The organism is Roseibium sp. QJM3NY_11, assembly GCF_056173175.1.
Map to the genome: position 1 here is coordinate 4,808,701 of NZ_CM149660.1, position 23,186 is coordinate 4,831,886.

General features: G+C 59.5%; 19 protein-coding genes. 5 read left to right on the forward strand and 14 right to left on the reverse strand.

What is annotated here, in order from left to right:
- Positions 1–95: 95 nt before the first annotated feature.
- The 6 genes from AC0VX3_RS22045 to AC0VX3_RS22070 all read right to left on the reverse strand — a co-directional run bounded on the left by AC0VX3_RS22045 (position 96) and on the right by AC0VX3_RS22070 (position 6,043).
- On the reverse strand, positions 96–875 hold the full coding sequence (locus tag AC0VX3_RS22045) for a substrate-binding domain-containing protein (protein ID WP_475525231.1): 780 nt from the start codon (positions 873–875) through the stop codon (positions 96–98).
- 139 nt (positions 876–1,014) lie between these two features.
- Positions 1,015–1,548, reverse strand: a complete 534-nt coding sequence (locus tag AC0VX3_RS22050; protein ID WP_475522317.1) for a c-type cytochrome, methanol metabolism-related — start codon at positions 1,546–1,548, stop codon at positions 1,015–1,017.
- Positions 1,549–1,695: 147 nt separating this feature from the next.
- Entirely contained in the window at positions 1,696–3,495 is a 1,800-nt protein-coding gene (gene xoxF5, locus AC0VX3_RS22055; protein WP_475522318.1) for a lanthanide-dependent methanol dehydrogenase XoxF5, read from the reverse strand.
- 140 nt (positions 3,496–3,635) lie between these two features.
- Positions 3,636–4,049, reverse strand: a complete 414-nt coding sequence (locus tag AC0VX3_RS22060; protein WP_475525232.1) for a c-type cytochrome — start codon at positions 4,047–4,049, stop codon at positions 3,636–3,638.
- Positions 4,050–4,051: 2 nt separating this feature from the next.
- A complete protein-coding gene (gene fghA / locus AC0VX3_RS22065; protein ID WP_475522319.1) occupies positions 4,052–4,918 on the reverse strand; it encodes an S-formylglutathione hydrolase in 867 nt (288 codons plus the stop codon).
- Between the two features lie 12 nt (positions 4,919–4,930).
- Entirely contained in the window at positions 4,931–6,043 is a 1,113-nt protein-coding gene (locus AC0VX3_RS22070; RefSeq protein ID WP_475522320.1) for an S-(hydroxymethyl)glutathione dehydrogenase/class III alcohol dehydrogenase, read from the reverse strand.
- A 189-nt stretch (positions 6,044–6,232) separates the two neighbouring features.
- Here AC0VX3_RS22070 and AC0VX3_RS22075 point away from each other — a divergent pair, with 189 nt between their 5' ends.
- Positions 6,233–6,832 (forward strand): hypothetical protein, encoded by a 600-nt coding sequence (locus tag AC0VX3_RS22075; protein ID WP_475522321.1) that lies wholly within the window; start codon positions 6,233–6,235, stop codon positions 6,830–6,832.
- Positions 6,833–6,921: 89 nt separating this feature from the next.
- On the opposite strand, the gene AC0VX3_RS22080 is transcribed toward AC0VX3_RS22075, so the two are convergent.
- Positions 6,922–7,959 carry a quinoprotein relay system zinc metallohydrolase 2 gene (locus AC0VX3_RS22080; RefSeq protein ID WP_475522322.1) on the reverse strand — a complete coding sequence of 346 codons (1,038 nt, stop codon included), beginning with the start codon at positions 7,957–7,959 and terminating at the stop codon, positions 6,922–6,924.
- A gap of 234 nt (positions 7,960–8,193) precedes the next feature.
- Between AC0VX3_RS22080 and AC0VX3_RS22085 the strand changes: the two genes are divergently transcribed.
- On the forward strand, positions 8,194–9,054 hold the full coding sequence (locus AC0VX3_RS22085) for a quinoprotein dehydrogenase-associated SoxYZ-like carrier (protein WP_475522323.1): 861 nt from the start codon (positions 8,194–8,196) through the stop codon (positions 9,052–9,054).
- Between the two features lie 57 nt (positions 9,055–9,111).
- On the opposite strand, the gene AC0VX3_RS22090 is transcribed toward AC0VX3_RS22085, so the two are convergent.
- The 5 genes from AC0VX3_RS22090 to AC0VX3_RS22110 all read right to left on the reverse strand — a co-directional run bounded on the left by AC0VX3_RS22090 (position 9,112) and on the right by AC0VX3_RS22110 (position 14,496).
- Entirely contained in the window at positions 9,112–9,483 is a 372-nt protein-coding gene (locus tag AC0VX3_RS22090; RefSeq protein ID WP_475525233.1) for a hypothetical protein, read from the reverse strand.
- Between the two features lie 38 nt (positions 9,484–9,521).
- Entirely contained in the window at positions 9,522–10,223 is a 702-nt protein-coding gene (locus AC0VX3_RS22095) for a hypothetical protein (protein WP_475522324.1), read from the reverse strand.
- Positions 10,224–10,343: 120 nt separating this feature from the next.
- Positions 10,344–12,602, reverse strand: a complete 2,259-nt coding sequence (locus AC0VX3_RS22100; RefSeq protein WP_475522325.1) for a hybrid sensor histidine kinase/response regulator — start codon at positions 12,600–12,602, stop codon at positions 10,344–10,346.
- Positions 12,599–13,765, reverse strand: coding sequence for an FIST N-terminal domain-containing protein (locus tag AC0VX3_RS22105; RefSeq protein WP_475522326.1), 1,167 nt, complete (start codon positions 13,763–13,765; stop codon positions 12,599–12,601). The genes AC0VX3_RS22100 and AC0VX3_RS22105 overlap by 4 nt, the downstream gene beginning before the upstream one ends.
- An 8-nt stretch (positions 13,766–13,773) precedes the next feature.
- Positions 13,774–14,496 (reverse strand): response regulator transcription factor, encoded by a 723-nt coding sequence (locus AC0VX3_RS22110; protein ID WP_342890881.1) that lies wholly within the window; start codon positions 14,494–14,496, stop codon positions 13,774–13,776.
- A gap of 178 nt (positions 14,497–14,674) precedes the next feature.
- Here AC0VX3_RS22110 and AC0VX3_RS22115 point away from each other — a divergent pair, with 178 nt between their 5' ends.
- Positions 14,675–15,115 carry a TIGR02301 family protein gene (locus AC0VX3_RS22115; RefSeq protein WP_475522327.1) on the forward strand — a complete coding sequence of 147 codons (441 nt, stop codon included), beginning with the start codon at positions 14,675–14,677 and terminating at the stop codon, positions 15,113–15,115.
- Between the two features lie 190 nt (positions 15,116–15,305).
- Positions 15,306–15,578 carry a hypothetical protein gene (locus tag AC0VX3_RS22120; protein ID WP_006933467.1) on the forward strand — a complete coding sequence of 91 codons (273 nt, stop codon included), beginning with the start codon at positions 15,306–15,308 and terminating at the stop codon, positions 15,576–15,578.
- A 96-nt stretch (positions 15,579–15,674) separates the two neighbouring features.
- Here AC0VX3_RS22120 and AC0VX3_RS22125 read toward each other — a convergent pair whose 3' ends face one another.
- Positions 15,675–16,313, reverse strand: coding sequence for a LysE family translocator (locus AC0VX3_RS22125; protein WP_475522328.1), 639 nt, complete (start codon positions 16,311–16,313; stop codon positions 15,675–15,677).
- A gap of 264 nt (positions 16,314–16,577) precedes the next feature.
- Here AC0VX3_RS22125 and AC0VX3_RS22130 point away from each other — a divergent pair, with 264 nt between their 5' ends.
- A complete protein-coding gene (locus tag AC0VX3_RS22130) occupies positions 16,578–17,228 on the forward strand; it encodes a hypothetical protein (RefSeq protein ID WP_475525234.1) in 651 nt (216 codons plus the stop codon).
- Positions 17,229–17,340: 112 nt separating this feature from the next.
- Here AC0VX3_RS22130 and AC0VX3_RS22135 read toward each other — a convergent pair whose 3' ends face one another.
- Positions 17,341–23,154 carry an SIR2 family protein gene (locus AC0VX3_RS22135; protein WP_475522329.1) on the reverse strand — a complete coding sequence of 1,938 codons (5,814 nt, stop codon included), beginning with the start codon at positions 23,152–23,154 and terminating at the stop codon, positions 17,341–17,343.
- Between the last annotated feature and the right edge of the window lie 32 nt (positions 23,155–23,186).

Sequence of the window (23,186 nt, forward strand, 5' to 3'; positions counted from 1 at the left end):
ACCGGGCGTCGTTGCGCTGCTTGTCCGGCCAACCAGGCCGGACTGCGCAACGCGCCTCGCCGGCGACCGGCCATGGTCCATCAGATGGGTCATAATCAACGCTCTTTGGTATAAGGTGCCGTTCCCATGTCGTTCAGCAGCGGCACTCCCGCCTTCTGGAGGACTTCGTTGATTTCGCCCTTGTTGCGCCGGATAAGCGAATTGAGCGCCCGTTGCCAGACCTTCTCGCCTTGTCGGACGCCCATGGTGATGCGGAACACCAGCCGTGGAGGCAATGTTTCGCTGATCAGCGATGTGACTTGCAGATCCGGGTGCTCCTGCTTGACCAGAGGCCCGCCGATCGGACCCCACAGGATGGCGGCATCGATCTCGCCCTCTTCCAGGTCCGAAAGCATGTCGAGAGCCGGGGATTCGTGCCGTCTGTCCACCATCAGGTTATAGGGTTTGGCGGCGGCGATCAGACCGTTGCGGGCCATGTGCGATGCCGGCGGAGACCCCGCGATGATACCGATCCGCTTGCCCTTCAGCTTCGGATCGGCCAGCGTCGAGACATCGGCGAGAGCACTGCTTTTGGGGACGATCAGCGTATAGGCGGAGGTCATGTAGTGGTTGGTGTTGAGGACAAGCTCATGGCCTTGCGCATAGCCCATGATCACATCGCACCGGTTGGCCCGCAAGGTGTTGCGCACGAACCCGGTTGCCATCGGATACCAGGTATAAGACACGGGACGTTCGAGCTTGGCGGCAATCAGTTCGGCCAGCCGATTTTCATAGCCTGAACCCGATTTGTCGGAGATCGGCAGGTTGGCCGGGTCCGCGCAGACGCGCAGTTCCGTCTGCGACACCAGATCCGATGTCTGTGCCCCCGCCGGCATGCCGGTTCCCAGAAGGAAAACCGCGCACAACGGTAACGACACGCTTGCAACCGCCTGTTTCAAGCGCTGAGAAAGTCCGCCGGGCCGCGCTCCGACGGGAACTCCTGGCCTTTTCCGGCTCGCTGGACGGCGCCGGCTGTCATCCGCCGAGACACGCATTTTCTTCCTCCCGGATCACATCCGACTTCGCTTCCTTCTTGCGCGGTCGTCCGCGCGGAACGGCGTCGGTTCCCCGGGCTTTCAGGTAAACGTAGATATCGTTGATGTAGCACATCACATTCGGATTGGTGCCGAACGCGGGCATCACCGAGTTCTCCGACGCGCTGATCTTCTTCCGGCCGTTGGTCACAACGTCGAGAAAATCGTAATAGTCCATATCGAGCGCGGACTTCTTCAGGGCCGGCGCATAGGTCGAGCCTTCGCCCTCGGGCCCGTGACAGACGTGGCACTCGGAATGATACCGGCGGAAACCGGAATAGGTCGGCCAGTCGATCGTGCCGTCTTCCTGCACGTTGTACGTGGGGATGTCATCTTCCGTGTAGTAAATGCCATCTTCGGAATAGGCCACCGCGACCAGGGATTCGTCATAGGCCTGTTCCGCGGCCGTGGGCGCAGCGAACAAGACCGAGAATGCGACTGTCGCGACTACACAGATTGGTCTGATTTTACTCATCACCTGTCCTTTGAGAACCGGTCCTCCGGCCATTCAGGATGCCGGGCTGCCGAACCGGGAATTCACTTCGGTGGTATTACCCACCTCTGACGCGAACCGGCGCAGTCTGAAGGAGTGCGCCGGTTCCAGTGGTCTTTCAGGTTCGGATCAGTTCGGCAGTGCGAACACTGTCAGCTGACCACCCAGTGCGGTGTAGTCGGACAGGGCCGCATAGCCACCGACGGCACCCAGACCGTCGTTCGGGTTGGTCAAACCGGCCGCAAGGCCGATGCCAGCCCAGCCGCCAACACCCGACAGGATACCGATGTACTGCTTGTCGTTGTGGGTGTAGGTCATGACGTTGCCGATGACGCCGGACGGGGTCTTGAAGCGATAGAGTTCTTCACCCGTCTTGGCGTCGACCGCCTTCAGGTAGCCTTCCAGAGTGCCATAGAAGACGATGTCACCGGAGGTGGCCAGCGCGCCGGACCAGACCGAGAACTGCTCGGGGATTGACCAGACGATTTCACCCTTGACGTTGTCCCAGGCAATGAAGTTGCCCATGCCGCCATGGCTGTCGCTCGGCGGGTACATTGCCAGCGTCGCACCAACGTAGGGCTGACCGGCCGTGTAGCTCACGCGGAACGGCTCGTAATCCATGCAGACGTGGTTCGTCGGCACGTAGAACAGATTGGTTTCCGGCGAGTATGCGGCAGGCTGCTGATCCTTGGTACCAAGGGCAGCCGGGCAGATGCCGGTGGAGTTAACGTCTTCGCCGTTCTGTTCGGTCGAATATTGCGACACGACCTGCGGACGACCGTACTGGTCGGAGTCCGGATCCATGTTGACTTCGGTTGCCCAGTTGACCGTCGGGTCATATTTCTCGGCGACAAGAAGTTCGCCCGTAACACGATCCAGCGTGTAGCCGAAACCGTTCCGGTCGAAGTGGGTCAGGAGCTTGCGGTTTTCACCGTTGAACTCCTGCTCGGTCAGGATCATTTCATTGATCCCGTCATAGTCCCACTCGTCATGTGGCGTCATCTGGTAGAACCAGCGCGCGATACCAGTGTCGATGTCCCGGGCCATGATCGTCATGGACCAGCGGTTGTCGCCAGGCCGTTGAGCCGGGTTCCAGGTCGATGGGTTGCCCGTTCCGTAATAGACGAGGTTTTCGTCAGGATCGTAGGAATACCAGCCCCAGGTCGTGCCGCCGCCGATTTTCCACTGATCGCCTTCCCAGGTGTTCAGACCGGAATCCTTGCCGACCGGCTTGCCGAGATGGGTGGTTTTTTCCGGATCGATCAGAATGTCGCTGTCGGGACCCATGGAATAGGCGCGCCATGCCAGCGAACCGTCCTTGGTGTTGTAGGCCGTCAGAGAGCCGCGGACACCGAACTCACCACCGGAGATACCGACGATGACCTTGTCCTTGACGGGCAGAACCGTCGCGGTATTGGTCTCGCCGATCGACGGATCACCGTTCAGGACGGTCCAGAGTTCCTCGCCTGTCTTGGCGTCGAGGGCCACCAGCTTGGTGTCAGCCTGGTGCAGGAAGATCTTGCCGTCGGAATAAGCCACTCCGCGGTTGACCGTGTCGCAGCACATGACGGGGATAACGTCCGAGTTCTGTTTCGGCTCGTAGCGCCAGATGATCTTTCCATCGTCGTTCAGATCGAGCGCGTAAACGGTGTTCGGAAACGGCGTGTGAACGTACATGATGTCGCCGATGACCAGCGGAGAGCCTTCATGGCCGCGCAGCACACCGGTCGAGAATGTCCAGGCAACCTGCAGATCCTTGACGTTGTCCTTGTTGATCTGCTCAAGCGTCGAAAAGCGCTGGTTCTTGTAGTCGCCGGTCTGGATGACCCACTGGTTTGGATCGTCTATCAATTTTTGCAATTCCGCATCCGCGAATGCGGTTCCGGCGCTCAGCACCAGAATGGCGGCAGAAGTGAGTAAACGTCTCATTGAATCCTCCCTTAACGAGACAAGTCCATTTCATGCTCCCGGCCAGTGTCGGCACCCCTTATCCCGGATCGTTTCGGTCACTCCCACCGAACGGTTCTCGAATCAGGTGTCAATTCCAGCCATCTCCTCCAAAAGCTGTCCTAAGATCCTCCTTCCACTTCGAAGGTCGCGAGATAAGCGACAATGTTCTGACGATCCTTTTCCTTGCGCAGTCCTGCAAAACTCATCTTCGTTCCCGGCAGAAAAGTTTTGGGCTTCGCAAGAAATTCATTGAGATTTTCAACAGTCCAGATCAGCTGATCCTGTTCCGCAGCCTTCAAAAGCGCCTTGGAATACTTGAACCCGCTTTTTGCAGCCGCTGACTGCCCGACCACACCGTTCAGGACCGGCCCGACCTTTGCCTTGGCATCGGCACCAACCGCATGGCAGGCCTTGCACTTTCGAAAGACTTTTTCACCCTTCGCCGGGTCTCCCGGTTCAATCGCGTGCGCCGGGCCAAAATGCCACAAGACCGACGACAGCACAATTAAAGAGAGTGCAATCCTTTCATTCAACTTCACTGTGCCGCCTCCCGGGCAGGGACCGCAGCCTGGCCGTTTCCGCAGAGCCTGTCCGCATGCCAGGCAATGTGGTCGCCTCCAAATGTCGATACGAAAAAGTAGGAATGGTCGTAGCGTTCCTGCAAACGGATCACCGCGGGCTGGCAGGTCTCGGTGACCACTCCGGCAATGGCGTGCGGGCGCAGCAGGTTCACGAATTGATCATCCGCACCCTGATCGATGAGGATTTCGCCGTTCCAGCCACGTTCGCGCAACAATATGGTTGCGTCGTATTCGGCCCATTCAGCCTCATCGTCCCCCAGATAGGCCGTCAGCTGTTTGCGGCCCCACGCGGACTGCGTCGGGTTGGTGATCGGCGCGAAAGCCGACACCGACTGGTAAAGATCCGGATTGCGCAAGGCAATGATCAGCGCCCCGTGGCCTCCCATGGAATGCCCCGTTATGCCGTGACGGCCATTGACCGGAAACGTGTCCTGGACCAGGTCGCGCAACTCCCTGACGATGTAGTCATACATCTTGAAGTGCGCATTCCAGGGTGCCTTGGTCGCATTGACGTAAAAGCCGGCTCCCTGCCCCAGATCATAGGCTTCGTCATCCGCGACGCCGTCTCCGCGGGGGCTCGTGTCCGGAAACACCAGTGCCAGGCCGTGTTCGGCGGCATGCGCCTGAAGGCCCGCCTTGGTCATGGCGTTTTCATGATTGCAGGTCAGTCCCGACAGATACCACAGGCACGGCACCGGTCCTTCGGACACCTGCGGAGGCAGGAACATCGCGAAGGTCATGTCGCAGGCACAGGCCTTCGAGGTGTGTTTGTACACCGCCTGCATGCCACCAAAGCATCTGTTTTCGGAAACGGTTTCCATTTCATACCCGCTTCAGTAAAGCACGACGGAGCGGATCGATTCGCCGGCATGCATCAGGTCGAAGCCCTTGTTGATGTCTTCCAGGGGCATGGTGTGGGTGATCATCGGGTCGATCTCGATCTTCCCGTCCATGTACCAGTCGACGATCTTCGGAACGTCCGTGCGCCCGCGCGCGCCGCCGAAGGCCGTCCCGCGCCACGACCGCCCGGTCACAAGCTGGAACGGACGCGTCGAGATTTCCGCACCCGCGGCCGCAACGCCGATGATGATGCTTTCGCCCCAGCCCTTGTGGGCCGCTTCCAGCGCCGTGCGCATGACATTGACATTGCCGGTGGCATCGAAAGTGTAATCGGCCCCGCCCTTGGTCAGATTGACCAGATAGGGAACCAGATCTTCTTCGACCTCGGTCGGATTGACGAAATCGGTCATGCCGAAGCGCTCGGCCATCGGCTTCTTGTCCGCGTTCAGGTCAACCCCGACAATCTGGTCCGCACCGGCAAGGCGCAGGCCCTGGATCACGTTGAGACCGATGCCGCCGAGGCCGAACACGATCGCCCGCGATCCGATCTCGACCTTGGCCGTGTTGATCACCGCGCCGATGCCGGTGGTGACCCCGCAGCCGATGTAGCAGACCTTGTCGAAGGGGGCGTCCGGATTGATCTTCGCCAGCGCGATCTCCGGCACAACCGTGTAGTTGGCGAAGGTGGACGTGCCCATGTAGTGAAGGATCGGATCGCCGTCGAGCGTGGTGAACCGCGACGAGCCGTCCGGCATCAGGCCCTGGCCCTGGGTGGAGCGGATCGCCTGGCACAGGTTGGTCTTGGGGTTCAGGCAGTATTCGCAGGTGCGGCACTCGGGCGTATAAAGCGGGATCACGTGATCGCCCGGCTTCAATGTCGTCACACCCGGGCCGACTTCCACGACAACCCCGGCGCCTTCATGGCCCAGGATCGCCGGAAACAGGCCTTCCGGATCGGCCCCCGACAGGGTGAACTCGTCCGTGTGGCAGATCCCGGTCGCCTTGATCTCGACCAGCACCTCGAACGCGCGCGGACCTTCAAGGTTCACGGTGGTGACTTCGAGAGGTTTTCCTGAGGCAACTGCAACCGCTGCACGAACTTTCATTTACGTCTCCGCTCTATCAAAATCAGGCATTTCCAACCTTGAGATTGACTATAGGCGGGGGTCTTGACCAAGCAATTGCGACCTTAGTGTGCATTTCTTTGCATGGACAAAATTGGTCGTTTCGCTAACATTGGAACAAGGGAGCCGAATAGAATGAATCCGATCAAATCTATTTCTAAAATACTGTTTATGAACGTCCTTCTCGGCTTCTGCTGCGTTGAATACGTTCAAGCTGCTTCCTTCGACGACCCGACATGGCCCTGTCAGCAACGCAAGGTCGAAACCCTGTCTCTTGCGATTTTATGGACCGCCCCCCTGCCCGACGGACCGGCCGGCCTCCCGGAGGTGGTTCTGCCACCGCAGGCAGCCGAACTTGCCGCACTTCTGGCGCAGCGGCGGATAACGCTCGAGGAAGCCGGCGCGGCCGTGCAGGCGTTCGCGTCGGGGGACGAAAACCCGGATCCCGTGCAGATGGCCGCCATCTTTGCGCGCGTGTTCGACGCCCTCGGCGGCATCCGCCTGCGGATCATCAGGGGGATCGAGGACTATTCCCTGAAACAGATCGCCCTGTCGGACAAGATCGACAGGGTCCGCTCCGAAATGCGCGCGCTGGAAAATTCCGAGACGCCTGATTTCGACAGGATCGATGCATTGGAAGAGCAGCTGGACTGGGACGAACGCATCTTCCGCGACCGGAGCAAATCACTGACCTACGTCTGTGAAACACCGGTGCTCATCGAAAAACGCCTTTACGCCCTGGCGCAAATTCTTCTCAAGCATGCCGATTAGGGCATCGGCTGATCCGCGCCCCTGAATGTCCCCGGGAGGCGCCCGCCAATCATTCCTGCCGGTCATTCCCCCCGGTCAGTCTCATTTGGTCAGTCCCATTCCAGTTCGGTGAAGGCGACCGTTGCATTCCTGATATTGAAGGCGTCGAAAAGTTTCCAGCGGGGTCGCTGGTCCTGCGCGATCCCGGTCACGGCATCGCTCATGCGGCTGCCGGCGTCGAGCGATTGACGTGTCTGGTCCTGAAGAACCCGCAGATACTCCCGAACCGGCGCCAGACCTTCCTCCACCCGCAGGGACGGACTGCCATGGCCCGGAACGATCCGCACCGCTTCCAGCGTTTCGAGCTCATCCAGAACGCTCAACCAGCCCTTCAGGGACCCGTCCAGAACGGGAACATGACGATGAAAGACGAGGTCCCCGGTGAACAGGGTCCCGGTCTGAACATCCAGTACCGTCAGGTCCGAAGTCGAGTGCGCCATCGGCCAGGGCCTGAGTTCCAGGGAGCGGCCGCCCAGGTCAATCGCTGACGGCGGCAGAACCTCAAAATCCACGCGCGTTCCCAGAAATCCGGACGCACCGATTTCCGCGCGAAAGCTCTCAAGATAGGACTGTTCCCGGTCCCTGAGGGCGCGGACCAGATTGGGGTGCCCAACGATCCTGGCCCCGGCTTCGGCAAAGACAGACGCGCCGAAGACGTGATCGGGGTGGACGTGTGTCAGGACAAGATGACCGACCGGCAACGCACTGATTTTCCGGATGGCCCGATACAGGTCCTCCCCAACCGCGCGGGCGCCCCCCGCATCGATGACGGCGATGGAGGTGTCGCCGACGACAACCCCCAGATTCGCGATATCGCCCAGATTTCCGGGATCGGGCTCCGAGATCTCTCCCGTATGGACAAAAACGCCCTGCGCCACTTCCTCCAGGGCGATCCCGTCCGGCATTTCCCGGCAGGCCGGTTTTCCGATCGAATAGTCCGTTGCCGGATCGAGGCGGGAGCCCGGGTCCAGGTTCTGCAGAACGGCAACGCACTCTTCTTCGGAAACCGTTTCAAGTCCGGCCAGCAACTGTGTCCGGCAGATGCCGGGGTCGCCAAGCAGACACAGACTGACGACGATCTCAAACATGCGTTTCGTGACCCCGCTCAACATCGCCGGAGGTCTCCGGCGGAACCAACCCAGCGTCACAGCACGAAGAAGGTTGAACAATACATCCCAAAGGCTTGATTTCGGCGCAGGGCCATTCGTGTTACACTGACGAGATCTTGCGCTGCAACAGGCTGAACTTCGCCGAAGCACCTCCGTTTGCCTCAGCCGGGTTCCCGCATGGTTTCAACAAGCGGCATGGTGGGAGAACGTATCATGGAGTTTCGGAAAACGGCTGGCTGTCTGAGGAGGCCGCTACTGGCTGTCCCGATCGCGGTATCATGCGCCGTTCTTGCCCTGTCCTCGGCCGCAACCGGCGCGGAGCAGGACAGGCTCGAAAATCCGTTGCGGTCAGAAGGCAGCTGGAACGATCTGCGCGAGGACATTGTCGGACTGTCAGTCCCGGAACCGGACACCGGCACCATAGATCTCGACGCCCCCTATCGTGCCCATGACGCCGCCACTGTGCCCATTGGACTGAAGCAGCCTTCGCCCAATTCTCCGTCCGTGACACGGGCACTCCTGATCATCGACGAAAACCCCGCTCCCGTGGCCGCGGAAATGACCTTCGGTGAAGCCATGCATCCCCTCGACATGGAGATCAGGGTTCGGGTCAATCAGTATTCCAACGTTCGCGTGGTCGCTGAAACACAGGCCGGGTCGGTCATGGCCGGGCGGTACGTGAAGGCGTCGGGGGGCTGCTCCGCCCCGGCAACGAAATCGCCTGAACTCGCGCTCTCGCAGATGGGACTGATCCGGGCGAAACATTTCGCACCGCCGGCCGCGGACACGAGCAATCGCCGCGAGGCCCAGATCATGATCCGGCATCCGAATTATTCGGGCTTGCAGAGAGACCAGATCACTCAGCTTTTCATTTCCGCCCATTTCATCAACTTCATCGAAGTCAAACAGGGCGACGATGTCCTGTTCACGCTGGAAGGCGGCATTTCCCTGTCCGAGAACCCGGTCATCCGCTTCACGTATAACGACAACGGCACCGATTCCCTGAGCGTCCACGCGGAAGATACGGAAGGCAATGTCTGGAAAGAAGTCTTCGGCAAGAACAAGGAAAGCTAGGGCGTTTTCAAAACGCGGGGCCCGGCCCCTGTTTCAAGAACAAAGCCGGCCCCTGCTTCAAAAACAAAGAATGTCGGCTTCGGCTTGGGCCCGGCGGAGATCGGCGACAAGCATTTTGGCGCTGGCCGCCGTCCTGAACAGCGACATGCGTTCTCCGCCGACAAGCTGCATCGAGAGCACGGTTTCCGCCTCGACGTATTTCTCATAGGGAATGATCGACGCGATCGTGTCGATTGAACACGAACACCGGCGCAGAACATCGCTCGACTGGCCGTTGGAAGCCATGCAGGCAAACACATATTCGGCCCTGGCCGCCGTCGGGTAGTCGTTCAACTGTGCCTGTATGGTGCCCTGTGCCCGCGCGCTTTCACCGCCGGAAATCGCCCCCCCCAGAAGACCCGCGGCTGCAACAAGCATGGCAACAGTCATGCTGGCGCGCAGGTCTGACCGCATACGTCCGCCTTGCCTCACTTTGTCTCTCCCTGCTTGAGAAACACGATCGAACTGGAATAGGCGGGCAGCGTGTCGGGCAGCTCCGAGCGTTGCCCCCGGTCCGTCGTCGTCTCCGCCTTCAGCGCATAATACCAACCGGGCACGTCCTCGGAGACCGTGACCGTCAGGGCAAGCGTCTCGATGCCGCGCATCCTGTCGCTGGCGGGATCATCCTTGAACGGATAAAGAACGATCGACCGGGAGGCCACCTCGCGCCCCTCCAGGGCGATCTGACGCTCCCGAACAGGCCTGTCCTGCAGGAGCGCCGCCTTGATCCGGTTGCGGATGTAGTACGGGCTTCCACCGGCAAAGCTCGCCAGGTCCTTCACCACGGATTCAAGAAAATACATGATCAGCGGATTGCCGACGTTGGCTGGAAAGGTCCCGACCCGTCTGGCCTTGCTGTCGGTTTCGAAATTCAGATCAACCATGTCGCCGGGCGTGAATGTCAGCTTTATGGTGCCGTTGCTTCTCGTTTCGAAATCCCGGTCCTCAGGTGCCGAAACGCTTCTCCGGTAGTCGAGCGACGCGGTTCTCGGCACCGCGTCCAAGGTACCTTCCTTGAATAGGAGCGCATAAGTATCCGCCGCCTGCCCCGCAGAGGCCCCCAGCCAGACAACCAGTCCCGCCAGGACAAATGAAATGATGCTCCTTGGCATCATGGCAGATGGCAGCATGTTGTTTCGCCTCCCGCTTTCAAGGACTTTGCCAATATCACGAACCCCTAGCCTAAGCCGACCATGCTCCCTGTCAGCACAGACTTATGTCTGCATTCCTCCCGCCGCCGGGGATGGGCGTCAGCCGTCCTCGCCGTCGATCGACGTGAAGCGGCGTGTCTTCCAGTCGATCAGGGGCCGTAATCGGGACAGCTCGACGGGCTTGGTGAGGATCGTGAACTGGTGCGTGCGGCTTTCCTTCACGAGGCTCTCTTCCCGGTTCGCGGTTATCATGATCGCCGGAACATCACTCATGGTCTCCCGCCTCACTTCCAGGATGGTTTTCACGCCGGTGTCCTCGCCATCGAGCTGATAGTCCGCAAGAATGATATCCGGCGGCATCCCGAGCTCCCGCACCAGGTCCAGAGCCTCTTCCGTCGATGCGGCGGTCAGTATGCTCCCGCCCCAGGCCTCGATCTTCTGCGCGGTCGCGAACAGAACATCCGGATTGTTTTCCACGATCAGGACGATCACATCCATGTCGCTAGACGGAACCGCCAGATCCGCGTTCTCCCCGCTGTCGCTTTCCTCCTGAGCTTCGACGACCGGCACGGTGATTGAGAAGACCGATCCGACACCGGGTTTCGAGCGCACCGACACCGTATGACCGAGCCGTCTGCAGGCACGCTCCACAATCGACAGGCCCAGCCCCATGCCGAAGCCGGCACCATCGGTGGACGCTCTGGTAAATTCGGTGAAAACTCGCTTCTGGTCTTTCTTGGCAATGCCGATGCCCGTGTCCCAGACCTCGATGACCAGGTTCGGTCCGCGGCGCCGGCAGCCCGCCAGCACCCTGCCGTCCTCGGTATACTGGATCCCGTTCACGATCAGGTTCTGGATCGACCTGAGAAGATAGCGCTGGTCGCTCTTCACCCAGAGGCTGCACGGAACGACATCCAGCCGGAGGCCCTTTTCCTCCGCCAGTTGCCTGCAATCGCGTTCAACCGAATTCAGAAGTTCCCCCACATTGAAGGTGCTGAGCGTCAATTCCGTGCCCGTCGAGTCCAGCCTTGAAATGTCCAGCAGGGCGTGAAGCAGGGATTCGATCGACTTGAACGACTTTTCGAGGCGCGAGACCGTGTCCGCAATGGGCTGGTTCCGGGTGCTGTCGCTCATGGTCGAAATCAGCAGCTTGGCGGCATTGACTGGCTGCAGCAGGTCGTGACTGGCGGCCGCGAAGAATTTTGTTTTCGACGAAACCGCGTCTTCCGCGCGCTCCTTGGCCTGCCGCAGCTGCTCGTCGATCCGGATCTGCTCCTCGTTCTGGCACCGCAGACGCTTGTTGGCTTTCGTGAGCTCGATCGTCCGTTCCCGGACACGCCTTTCCAGAAGATCGGTCGTCTGGGCCTCGGCCGTGAAATCCATGACATTCATGATCAGGCCGTTGTCCGGCAGGCGATGAATGCTGATGTTCAAGATGTCACCCGACGCCAGCCGGACCTTTCTCTCGATGCCCTCGCAGTCCGGCTCGACAGCAGCCAGAAACTCCTTCTCGGTCTCCGGCCCGGTCTCGGCCGGAAGTTCATGGCGGGCAAAGAATTCCAGGATCTGGCTGAGCGCCGTTCCCTTGCGCACCAGCGGGACCGGAAGGCGCAACAGCTTTCGAAACCTCTCGTTTCTCAGGGTCAGGGATCCGGCCGGCGAGAAGGTGCAAACACCTTGTGAGATATGCTCGAAGGCAGCCTTGAGAAAATCCGCCTGCTCGTCGATCAGACGATCTTTTTCAATGCGGTTCTGCAGAACGATGCTGGTGATTTCCGTCGACAGCAGAACCGTCTTGCTGGCGGAGGCGGATTTCTGGGTGATCTGAAACCAGCGGTCGTTCTTCAATCCGAAAACGGACGGATACCTGGAGGAATTGCGCTTGAGCGCACCGCTTGCCTCATTCGGCGCGGCGGCCGGCACACCGCTGGATATGACCCCGGCGCTGCTGTTCAAGGCATTGAAATAATCATCAATGCCGAGACCGGCCACGATTGCCTCCGAAATTTCCGGCACCATGTTCTTGAACTGGGTGTTGCAGATTTCCAGCCTGCCTTCGGTGAACAGCGCGAAACCGCCTTCCATCGCATCGAGCGCATCCACAAGATTGCGTTCGGTCTGCTCCCGGGCGAATTCGGAAATCCTGAGCTGGTTGCTGGCCTGGCCCAGCGTGTCGAGCACCTGTTCCAGGTGCCTGGTCTTTTCCCACACTTCCCCCTGGAGGGCGATCGCCGACTGGAACAGGGAGTAGGCGGAGCCCCCGACATCGTTTTCCCTGGCTGCCCGCCGGACGAGCGCGTTGATGATCCGCGCCTGGCGTTCGAGCTGGACTTCCAGCGGCTGATCGGCATCTATCAATAAAGCACGCCGTCCTCGGGCGGATAGAAAGCCACACCGACGAATGTCTGGTTCACATGAACGCCCAGGTGCTGCTCTCCATAGGTGTTGAAGCCGAAGACGCGGTTGCGCGTGAGCACCCTGGACGCGTCTTCGACCAGTTCGTTCTGTTCGATCTCGAGCCGGCGGAGGTAACAGTCGAAACCGATGATGAAGTCCGGGTCGCCATGCTCGCCCCGGCACTGCTCCAGCCCCTGCTCGAGCGTGTTCAGAATTTCGGTTCCCTGGCCGAGTGTCAGCACAAGACCGTCGTCAATGGCGGACAGAAACCACAGCCCGTCATTGTCCGCGACCTGCTGAATGGCTCTCACATGCCAGCTTTTGCCGCTTCGCACCAGAACCGGGTTTTCGGCAAACACCCTGGGTGACAGGTCTTCGACCGCGCAATTCACATAGCGTGCATATTCGCGGGCGGCGGGAACGCCGTTGATTTCCATGACGAGCCGTTCTTCGGGAACGGCCCCGGTGACGACCATCTGCCGGTCTGTGGGCCGGAAATGGTCGAAGCCGACACCGCCGAAGGACAGGTCGGTTTCGATCAGCAGAAGAAGCGCCGCGTTCTGATGCGCCACCCCGCCATGAAGAACATAGGTTTCGTTGAAAGCGAGGCCGTTGCCGGCCGAGCCGCCGAAAACGGGAATGTCCCGCAAGCCGGCGTTCAGCGCGGCCACCAGCAGGTCCTCCTGCTTGGACATGCCGTCTGCGATGACGAAGGCCACCGTCTTCCAGTTGCCGGTGCGCGAGAACCTTTCCGCAAGGACCTGCGCCTGGTTGGCCGTGCGTTCGATGGAGCCGGGTTTGAGAGGCTTGATGAGAGTGGACGAACACCGGAAATGCCGCCTTGGAAAGGCAATCACGAGCAGTGCATCGTTTTCATAACCCACCGACGTGATCTGACCCGCTGTCGAACAGCCGAACACGGCCGCCGATGGCATCCGCCCCGACAGTTCCGCCGCGACCTTTTCAGGATCGAGATGGTCCGGCATGAAGAAGAGAACGAAGCAGGTTCCCCCGGGCTTGAAGCCGGCGGTCGCCTCCCGAACGGCCTCTGCCTCGCCGCGTGCGTGCGACACTCCGATTTCGACCGTCGTCGGTTTGTCGCACAAGGTGTCTGCCAGGGACATCAAGAGCCTCAGCTCAACATGGCCCGGGCGTCAGCATCCGAAATCTGAGGCTCCGCTCCAAGGCTGATGCTGTTGACCATCATCGCGGCCTGCGTCCGGTTGCTTACGCCAAGGCGCCGCAGCAGGGCGGTGATGTGGGCTTTCACCGTCGCTTCGGCCAGGGACAGTTCATAGGCGATCTGCTTGTTCGGCTTGCCGGCGCAGATCAGCTTCATGATCCGGCTCTGCTGCGGCGTGAGATCGGCGATCTTGCTGGCGATCTGCCGGGTCGAAAGATCCGATTTGCGGGATTTCGGGCTCGGCGTGAACCCGGGCGGAAAGAACCGCCGCCCCTCGCGCACTTCCAGCAGCGCCTTCTGCAGCACCTGCACGGACGCGTCTTTCGGGATGAAACCGGCGGCGCCGGCCGACATCAGCGCACCGACGGAGTCATCGGATGATTCAGCCGAAATCACCAGGACCGGCACATCCGGCAACCGGTTCTTCACCTTGATGAAGCCGCTGATACCGGTGGCGTCGGGCAGTTTCAGATCGAGCATGACCAGATCGAGCCGCACGCGCGAACTCATCTGTCGCAGACCGTCCTGAAGCGATGTCGCCTTTTTTACCGACCTTGAATCGAACAACCTTTCCAGTGTCGACGCCAGCGCGTCGCAATAAAGCGGGTGATCGTCGATCACGAGAATCGAACGGATCTGGACGCCCTCCGGCGTTCCGCATTTCTTGTTCATGAGACCGTTCCTCCCAGTCTGTTCGAGAGGATAGCCGTCCTTTTGACGGCGACGCAAGGACAGGTCGACCAATGGACCTGTTTTTGGAGCTGTCACGGGTGCCCCTTTCGGCCCGCCCGCGCCGCGCCGCAGGCCGGCAAGCCGCATTTCTTGGGATCACCTCACGAGGACGCTTGCGATGGCGCCAGCCGTTCAGCATGATCCGCCCATGACAAGAAGCCGATCGCACTTCCGCTGTTTTCCGGTGTCCCTGGTCGCGGCCACGCTGCTGGTGTGTCCGGTGCAGGTTGTATCCGCGCAGCAGGTCACGGCGGACGAACCGCCTTTCGAACAGCAGCTCATGCGCCTGTCGGAAATCTTCGGGGCGCTGCATTTCCTGCGGCCTCTCTGCGAAGAGAGCGACAGTCCGAGCTGGCGCGACCAGATGGAAGACTTTCTGGACGCGGAAACTCTCGACGAAAACCGGCGCCGCCGCTTTATCGAGAGGTTCAATCAGGGATACCGTGGATTTTCAGTCGCTTATCGCACATGCACCGACGCTGCCCGTCTCGCAATGGGACAGTATATGAGTGAAGGCGAGACCATCATCGGCAACGTCACCAGCCGGTACGGCCGGTAGACGCTACGGAAATCTTCCAAACGTTACGAGTTGGTTAACCTTTTGAATCAAATTTGTGGGTGGACGTTAAGTTTGCGTTCACGGTTGCTTATCAGCACGGTTCGCCGTGTTAGGATCAAACCACAAGATTCGGGGCAGGAACACGCTGGAGTTGCTTCGCGATGTTCGGGAAGGACCGGTAAGGAAACGAATGATAAACGACGACTACGCTGATGCGGCAATGGAAGCGGAATTTGCCGAAGACGAGGACATCCGGCGCGCAGCACTCGGTTTCATTTCCGATGCCTGGGCGGAAGCGATCGCAAATGGTGTCGATGCCGATGCGGTGGCCCATGCAGCCATGTTCACGGCGCTCGCGGATCTCGTGGCCGCCTACGGCGAGGACGCTGTGGCCAAACTGGCCGAAGGCCTGCCGGACCGTATTCTTCAGGGTGACTACACCGTCAATCGCGTGCTGCAGTAACCGCTTTTCCGATGATGCCGAGAAGGCCGGTCTTCCGGCCTTTTTTGTTGCGCGCCCCGGATGCGGCCGACACATGTGCCGCCCGACGCGCCGTTCTTAAAAGATCAGGTCGAGGGCGAGTTTCAGATAGATCAGCCCTCCGAAGGCAACCAGCAGGACGCCTGCGATGTGGTTGGCCCGGTCCAGCCAGTGATCGTCGATCCTGCCCCTGAAATGCGAGACCGTCGCACAGACCATCACCCACCAGCTCGTCGCGCCGCCGGTGACCCCGGCCACCATCACCAGTGCGCCCAGATGGTCGCCATGGGCCGGCATGAAGTCTCCCAGCGCTCCGAAAATGGCGATGAACGCCAGCACCGCACCGGGATTGGTTATCGCCATGAAAAAGGCGGCTGCGGCATCACCGATAAAGCCGCGCTCCCGGCCTTTGCCGTCATCGTCCAGATGCGGATGGGTGTTCCAGATCCTGATGCCGAAGATGATCAGCACCGCTCCGCCGACGACCTCGATGAGATCGAACTGGCCTTCGACGAAACTGGTGACCGCCGAGACACCGAAGATGGCCGCGGCCGCGAAAATCGTGTCGGCGATGACCGCACCCAGGCCCACGTAGACACCCTGGCGGAAACCGCCATGGACCGCGTGCTGAATGGCCATGATGTTCACCGGCCCGACGGGGGCGGTGGTCAGAATGCCGACAAAATATCCGATCAGCACATATTCCAGAAATGTCACGATCGGTCCTTTTTTCCGGAGCTGCTGATACCGGCCCGACAGCAGTCGCCAGCTTGTTGTTGTTGCCTGAAACGCGAAGATGTCTCTCGATAACGGCCCTTCGGGGACCTGACAAGGACGTGATTTTGTCCGGCAGGCTGTTTTCAGCTTCGCAGGAATTGTTTAAGGAAAGACCCGGTACGGGGCGCCGATGCCAGGGAACCCTGATTTCGGACCGCAGGCGCGGGTCCGCAGGTTGTCTGGCCCAAGCAGGAGACGGTCTTGATGAATCGGACAATGATCGCAGCGCTCGTGAGCGTGTGTCTGCTGCCTGCCGGGGCCACGGCCAAGACCATCGAGATCGAGACGATCCCGGTGATCCCTGCGCCGGAGACACAGAGCCCTGCGCCGGCGGCCGGAGACCTTGACGTGCCGGGCGCCCATGAAACAGCCGTTGCGGCCCCGCAGGACCTGCCCCAGGTGCTTTACAGCACGGCCATGCTGCCCAAAGCGGTGGCACGCATGCACGCCCAGTTGCGGGAAGCTGCCGTCAACGGCGATCTGAACCGGCTGCGCATGGTGCTGGAAAGCAACGAGATGCCGCCGACGCTGTCCTTTGGCGAAATCGGCGATCCGATCGACTTCATCCGGCAGAGCTCGGGCGATGGCGAAGGCTACGAGATCCTTGCGATCCTCGCCGACGTGCTGGATGCGGGCTTCCTGCATGTGGACGTGGGCACGCCGCAGGAAATGTTCATCTGGCCCTATTTCGCGCGCTACCCGTTGCAGGGCCTGACCCCGGACCAGAAGGTCGAGATGTTCCGCATCATCACCGCCGGTGACTTCGCCGAAATGCAGGATTTCGGCGCCTGGACCTTCTATCGCCTCGGCATCGGTCCCGACGGCACGCTGCATTATTTTGTCGCCGGGGATTGAGGTGGAGCGGTGCTCTTCCGAGCCACCCTCCTGTATCTTTCCGGCCAATGGAGCCGAGTCCTTTGCCCTCACGTTAGCGTCCACTGACTGACCTGGCTTGGCCTGGCTGACCTCAATGAAGCCGTCTCTCCATCTCCACAGGGGGCCGGGATTTGTCCTGCCGCGACAGTACTTCCGCCGCCTGCGCAGCTTTCAGCTGATAGCCCAGTTTCTCGGCTTCGGTCCTCGCATTGCGCAAGACGTGAATACCGACCTCCTTTTGCCCCCGGGAAAGCTGGATTTCTCCGTAGATGACCAGGCTGGACAATTTGCGCAGGCGCATGCCGTAGCGTGAGGACAGCGCAATCGCATGTGCGGCGCATCCGGCAGCAGGGCCCAGTTCGCCCCTTTTGATCAGCAGCATCGCTTCCATCTGCAAGGTTTGCGCGCGCAAGCCGTAGAGGCCCATGTTTTCTGAATAAGCACGGATCTGGCGGATGTAGCTCCCGGCCTCCTGGAGTTTGCCCTGCGCGATCAGCAAGCGCGCATAGCTCGATTGCGCCATATTCCAGATGTCGCGTTGCTGCGCCTGGCTGGCCGCATTCATGGCCAGCTTGATATCACGTTCCGCCGCCTCCAGGTCACCGTTGGCCAGGTGAAGATCACCGAAATGGCGCTTGAAAATTCCGATCGCACGCAGTTCCCGGCGTTTTTCGAACTTCTTGAGCGACTTCCGATAGCCCTCCCTGGCGGCTTCGAAACTGCCGCCAAGATGCTCGCACAAGGCCTTGTAACCGGTAATGTAGCCCATCAGCCGGCTGGGTGTGGACCTGGGCAGGCTTTCCGAGGACCGCTCGACATCCGCCAGAATGGATCTGGCAAGAGCGAGATTGCCACGTTCGATCTGCGCGATCGCAAGGTTCAGGTTGATGCGGCGTTCGACCGCGTTATAGGCCTTGTCGTCCGAGGTCGGTGTCAGCCGATGGCTCATGATGAACCGCGCCTTGCGGAACAGCGGTATCGCATCATAGATCCGCCCCTGAATCAGACTGGTCAGTGCTCTTTCGTTGAACAGCCAGGCGATTTCATCCCGGTAAAGCGGGTGCCGCAGGGTCTTGTGAATCGAGCGCTGCCGTTTCCTGAACGAGTTTCCTGTTTTAGGGCTGCCCTGCGCTGTGCTGACGATCCGCGCGATATTCGCGGCACCGTCTTTCAGATCCTTGATTTCGGTCGGATCGTTCCTTTTCAACTTTTCCGGATTGACAGCCATCCCGAGAATTTCGAGCGCCCGCTCGAATTCGCTCGGCAAATTGTCCGCGCTGCGGGTCATCTCAAAGTCTTTTGTTTTGGCGACAAGCTTCTCTATCAGTTCCCGATCGGCCTTATACTCATCAATGTTTTTCTCAAGCACGGTTTCGCTCAGCAGCCATGTCAGTTCGCTATGATTGATGCGCAAGCCGGTGGCTGCATTCATCAGACCGCGAAGCCAGCCTCGATAGACCTCGAACGGCGGTTCATGCCCATTCTCGGGCCGGACGTTCTCCATGCGCGACAGGGAGCCGACGGAAAAGGCACTGCGCACGAGACTGAAGCCGGCGCGCAGACGTTGCGGGATCGCATGGATCTGTCCCAGGGAACCGGCAAGCGCCTGGTGGTCGCCACCATCAACCGGCTCGAACAGATGAAGAACCGCCTGCCGGGCGTCAACGTCGTCATTGTTTCCCGGCTTTTTCGGGTCCCATTCGCGGCGGCGGAATCGAATGCCCGCCTCGGAATGGCGGTAGGCCACGCGCAGCGATTTCCGGTTGTCCTCCTGCAGCTTGTCCAGAATATCCTTGAGCATCCTGAAATGAGCCTCGCTGGGTGTCGGCAGATCCTGAGGCTGGCTGCAAAACAGTGAAATCTGGTGGTGGTTCAGGTCGCCCTCGTCGGAAACATCGAGCTGCATCCGGTGCCCGACCATTTCCTGGATCTGCCCGTGAATGCCAAAGCGCCGATGCAGGAAAATCTGGCCTGGGTCTGCATCGGAGTCATTGTCCCCTTCCGGCTCCGGAAAGGCGCAATGCACCTCCAGAACCAAGGCACGGCGGCACAGCCTTGCAAGAGCCTTCTTGAGTTCCTTCAGCATCCAGCCGCGCAATCGGTAGTCTTCCGTGTCTCCGTCATCGTTCGGCACTCTTACATCGCCACCGGAATTGAGGTCACGCTTGCTGAATTCTTCCGATTGGCTTTGCGCATAGTGCCTCAGAAGCCTTCGGTAGATCATCGGGCAGGCAAGCAGAACCAGCGGCTCGACCGGCAAGCCGAACAGAACCAGGTGGCGCAGGATTAGGTCATCGAGTTTGTCGTCGGCTTCTGCAACCGACCGATTCAACAGCCCGTAGATGCCGAAAACGTAGTTCATCACGCCGACGGCGCCGTCACGGTTTTCATGTCGTTCAAGGTTGCGTACAAAGTGGTCGAAGGTCAGGTCCCTGGGTATCGTCGTGTTGTCGTTCTTGATTTCACGCCAGCAGCAATAGACCAGTACCGTCAGCCCGACACTGTGCCAGAGCGAACGGTGGATGCCATCCGTGCGGCTGTAGTCATGCTGCCGCGGATGCATCGATGCCGCATCATGATTCTCGGCCCAGTTCAGGAACTTTCGCGGGATTTTCCGTCTTTGTTCTTCGCTGGCTTTACTTTCGCCATCGTATTCCGGCACGATCATGATTCTGTCCCGCCAGCGGGGTTTGCCCAACTGCGGCCAGACTTTCAGTGCCTGATCTGTCTGGCTGTAGGTCGCGTATTGCTTGCGCCGATGCAGCGGAACTTCATCGATGTTGTCATGGGTCTCCGACAGGAAACAAATCGGTGTCTGGGGTCTTCCCGCGATCAGAACCAGATCCATAGGTGGATCGACCTCTTCATTGCCATGGGTTCCCGTCAGAATCCGGAACATCGCCCTGTGCATGGGATTGTGGGCATCCCCGTCCCGGTCGCACAGCTTGTCGAGCCCGCCCAGGCACACGAACAGGCGCCTGCCGCCGTGGGCTTGGGCAAGCTCCATGTATTTGACCATCATCTCTCGCAACATGTCGAGCCGGTGCTTGCGTTCGACGATCGGCTGCAACTGTTCAATCGAGGCGATCTTTGCCTCTTCGACCAGTCTAGGTTCGGATTCTCGACGCGCGATGAAGAGATGGTATGCGATTATGTCGATATCACCATCCTTGACGCTCTCCCTGACTGACTTGCCGTTTTCGTCGCGCCCTGTCACAGCTTTCTTGTACCGCCTTAGAATATCATCCAGCTTGTATCTTTCCTTCGGAGTGAATTCCTGCAAGAGATTGGCGAATTGCAACCGCAACGCTCCGGTAAGGGGCTTGTTGTCATAGAATTTCCTCAGTTCTTTTCTGGTTTTTCGTAGACTTTCGTCCGCCCCGTCGACACGGTGCATTGCTTGGAGTTCTGCTGCGTGGCGCGCAAAAAATCGCGTCAAGGCCTTGGCGACCGACGCGAATTCCATGGAGAACGACAAATGCGCAACGAAAGCGCCTGAATAATTCCATGTGTTGCGACGAAACAATTTCGCCTGATTGGCATCGCGCATCAGCAATCTGATGAGCGTTCCCTTGCCGCTCCCCCGCGGGCCGGCAAACCTCAAGATACGCCTTTGCACCTCTGTACGGGATTTCTTGCCGTTCGGCAGCTCGATTTCTCTCGAGCCCTGCACGCTCAACTGTTCCTTTGCGCTTTCGATGGCGTCTTCGAGAGGGCGCCAATGGTCGGGGCCCAGCGGTTCATGGCCGTTCTGGACCTTCAATTCCTTGCCTTTTTCGTCCAATTCCACGACCCGACCCATCGCGACCGGACAATGGCGCGCCCAGAGATAGCCCGGGCGGCCGCTGATCCGTTCCGAAGCCAGATGATAGAGGGCGCGGCGCTCGACTGGAATCTCCCCCCAGGCGTCCCACCAAAGGCCGGATTCCTTTTTCAGCAGCTTGAGTTCCAGGTTGGCCCCACGGGCCATGACCCGCGAGATCAGTTCGTCGAAGAACATCTTCAGGACGGGCAGTTGGGCCGCTAAAGGCTCCTCCTCCGCCAGATTGGCCAGAAGCGTCAGTTCCGCTTCCGTCAGCAGTTGCGCTGACGATCCATTCGCGTCCTGCAAAAGCGCGGCCGTGGCGAAAGCCCCCCAGTTGCCATTAGTTATCAGCTGCTTTTGACGTGTGTTTTCATTTTTATTCGAAAAAAATTTCTCGGCTAAAATCTTTTCCCAGAATTTCACAGGAAGCATCGGATTCTTTTTATGCTTTGCTTCCGGTTTATCGATGTGTGCTTTCAAAACATCACGGCAAGACACCAGCCAGCACTTGGTCATTCGGTAGTTCTTGCCGCCGTAAAGGACCGTATAGACGTTGAGCTTCTGATACTCGTTGAGGACGAACTCCTCGTCTTTGCGGTCACAATCCGCACATTCGCCACCGCGATTGAAACACTTTTCGCAACTGCTCGTTTCCCGAAGCAGGAACGCGCGGCGGCTGTCGTGGCGCACATAGGTCTCGTTGGCGAAGAATTGCGCCAGAGGCCGGCGGACCTCCTCCTCCTTGAAGCCGATCCCGACGAACAGGACGTTGTTTCCTTCAAACAACGTCTGCTGCGCCTCGCGAAAGCTTTCCCGCGAAATCTCCCGCTGCGCATAGGTGCGCAGATAGTCTTCCGGCGTCAGCACCAGGTTTTCCGGATCGTCGAAGCGGCCGTGGAGGTGCAAGACCTGCTTTTCGTATCGCCTCGAATAGGACGAGAAATTCACGATCTCGCCGATGTTGTCGGAGTTGAGCGTGATAGACACCGCGCCTTTCTTGACCCCGCTTTCGATCAGAAGGCGCTTCTTGTGCGGCCGTTCCGTGCGGGTCTGTTCGCACAGGTCCTCGAAATCCGTGGCTTCGGACTCCCCTGACAGCCTCAGGTCGCGCAGGATCCGCCGCTCGATTTCAACGTCGTAGTTCAGTGTCGCGATCCGCGAGACTCTCAAGTCGTTGAGCAAGGTACTGATCATGTCCCGCGCGGCTGGAACATCCTTGGGATTGTCTTTGCGCAAGCCTCCCGGTTCGAGCCTGGGACCGAAGCCATCATGGTGGGTGACGAGATTGGAAACCAGCCTTTCAACCGTTAGGTCTTCTTTTTTGCTTTTTCCATTCTCGCTTTGGTCAGCCTCGTCTCGGCTTGCATCTATCTGAGCGCTATACATTCTGATGAGAACATTCAGGTAGCTTCCAATCTCTCTCTTGAAGCCCTTCCTCACTGCCCGTATTTTCTCCGAATCCAAGATCAGTTTCCGGCCCGGCCCGAATACTTCATCGCTTCCGCGAGCGATCTTCGATGCGATCACGTTGACCTCGGATGCGCTGAATTTGCTGGCGAAATCGTGCCGGGCTCGGAACAGGCGGGTTTCGCCGCTGTCCCGATGATCCGGAAGCCGCTTCAGCAAGGCATCGCACAGGCTGAGAAGCATCAGGCCGTCGATTTTGCAATCCGGCGGTATCCTCAGCAGGGGCACTTCGCATTCTGCGATCTTCTCGTGAGCCCGATGCTGCACACCGCTCTCTTCATTGCACAGCGTGTGGATCTGCCGAAGGATCTCGTCGATTTTCACGCGCAGATCCGTGCGATAGGCGTACATCAAACGCCGGTATTCCGGATCCTTCTCGCGACGCTTGAACTGAACCGGGTTAAGAGACGGATGGTCCTCAAAGCTTTGCTCGATCTGCGTCTGAACACTGAGACTGTAGAGATGGGGAATTTCCCCCCAGGACGGCTGGCCGTGTGTCATGGTGCTGCCGCTGCCGGTTACCGCAACCAGCCGGCCGATGTTGAGCGCTCGGTACAGGCCTATGCGCCCGTCACGGAGAACCGACTTGGCCGTGGGAACATCATCCAGTTCGGGGTGAAGATGGGTATACATGGCGTGCACCTCACGTCTTCGCTAAGAAATTG

Bases quoted from the DNA above. Each gene is read 5' to 3' on its own strand.
- AC0VX3_RS22045 (WP_475525231.1), bottom strand. From the start codon at position 875: ATGCCGGCGGGGGCACAGACATCGGATCTGGTGTCGCAGACGGAACTG.
- AC0VX3_RS22050 (WP_475522317.1), bottom strand. From the start codon at position 1,548: ATGAGTAAAATCAGACCAATCTGTGTAGTCGCGACAGTCGCATTCTCG.
- xoxF5 (WP_475522318.1), bottom strand. From the start codon at position 3,495: ATGAGACGTTTACTCACTTCTGCCGCCATTCTGGTGCTGAGCGCCGGA.
- fghA (WP_475522319.1), bottom strand. From the start codon at position 4,918: ATGGAAACCGTTTCCGAAAACAGATGCTTTGGTGGCATGCAGGCGGTG.
- AC0VX3_RS22070 (WP_475522320.1), bottom strand. From the start codon at position 6,043: ATGAAAGTTCGTGCAGCGGTTGCAGTTGCCTCAGGAAAACCTCTCGAA.
- AC0VX3_RS22075 (WP_475522321.1), top strand. From the start codon at position 6,233: ATGAACGTCCTTCTCGGCTTCTGCTGCGTTGAATACGTTCAAGCTGCT.
- AC0VX3_RS22080 (WP_475522322.1), bottom strand. From the start codon at position 7,959: ATGTTTGAGATCGTCGTCAGTCTGTGTCTGCTTGGCGACCCCGGCATC.
- AC0VX3_RS22085 (WP_475522323.1), top strand. From the start codon at position 8,194: ATGGAGTTTCGGAAAACGGCTGGCTGTCTGAGGAGGCCGCTACTGGCT.
- AC0VX3_RS22090 (WP_475525233.1), bottom strand. From the start codon at position 9,483: ATGACTGTTGCCATGCTTGTTGCAGCCGCGGGTCTTCTGGGGGGGGCG.
- AC0VX3_RS22095 (WP_475522324.1), bottom strand. From the start codon at position 10,223: ATGCTGCCATCTGCCATGATGCCAAGGAGCATCATTTCATTTGTCCTG.
- AC0VX3_RS22105 (WP_475522326.1), bottom strand. From the start codon at position 13,765: ATGTCCCTGGCAGACACCTTGTGCGACAAACCGACGACGGTCGAAATC.
- AC0VX3_RS22110 (WP_342890881.1), bottom strand. From the start codon at position 14,496: ATGAACAAGAAATGCGGAACGCCGGAGGGCGTCCAGATCCGTTCGATT.
- AC0VX3_RS22115 (WP_475522327.1), top strand. From the start codon at position 14,675: ATGGCGCCAGCCGTTCAGCATGATCCGCCCATGACAAGAAGCCGATCG.
- AC0VX3_RS22120 (WP_006933467.1), top strand. From the start codon at position 15,306: ATGATAAACGACGACTACGCTGATGCGGCAATGGAAGCGGAATTTGCC.
- AC0VX3_RS22130 (WP_475525234.1), top strand. From the start codon at position 16,578: ATGAATCGGACAATGATCGCAGCGCTCGTGAGCGTGTGTCTGCTGCCT.
- AC0VX3_RS22135 (WP_475522329.1), bottom strand. From the start codon at position 23,154: ATGTATACCCATCTTCACCCCGAACTGGATGATGTTCCCACGGCCAAG.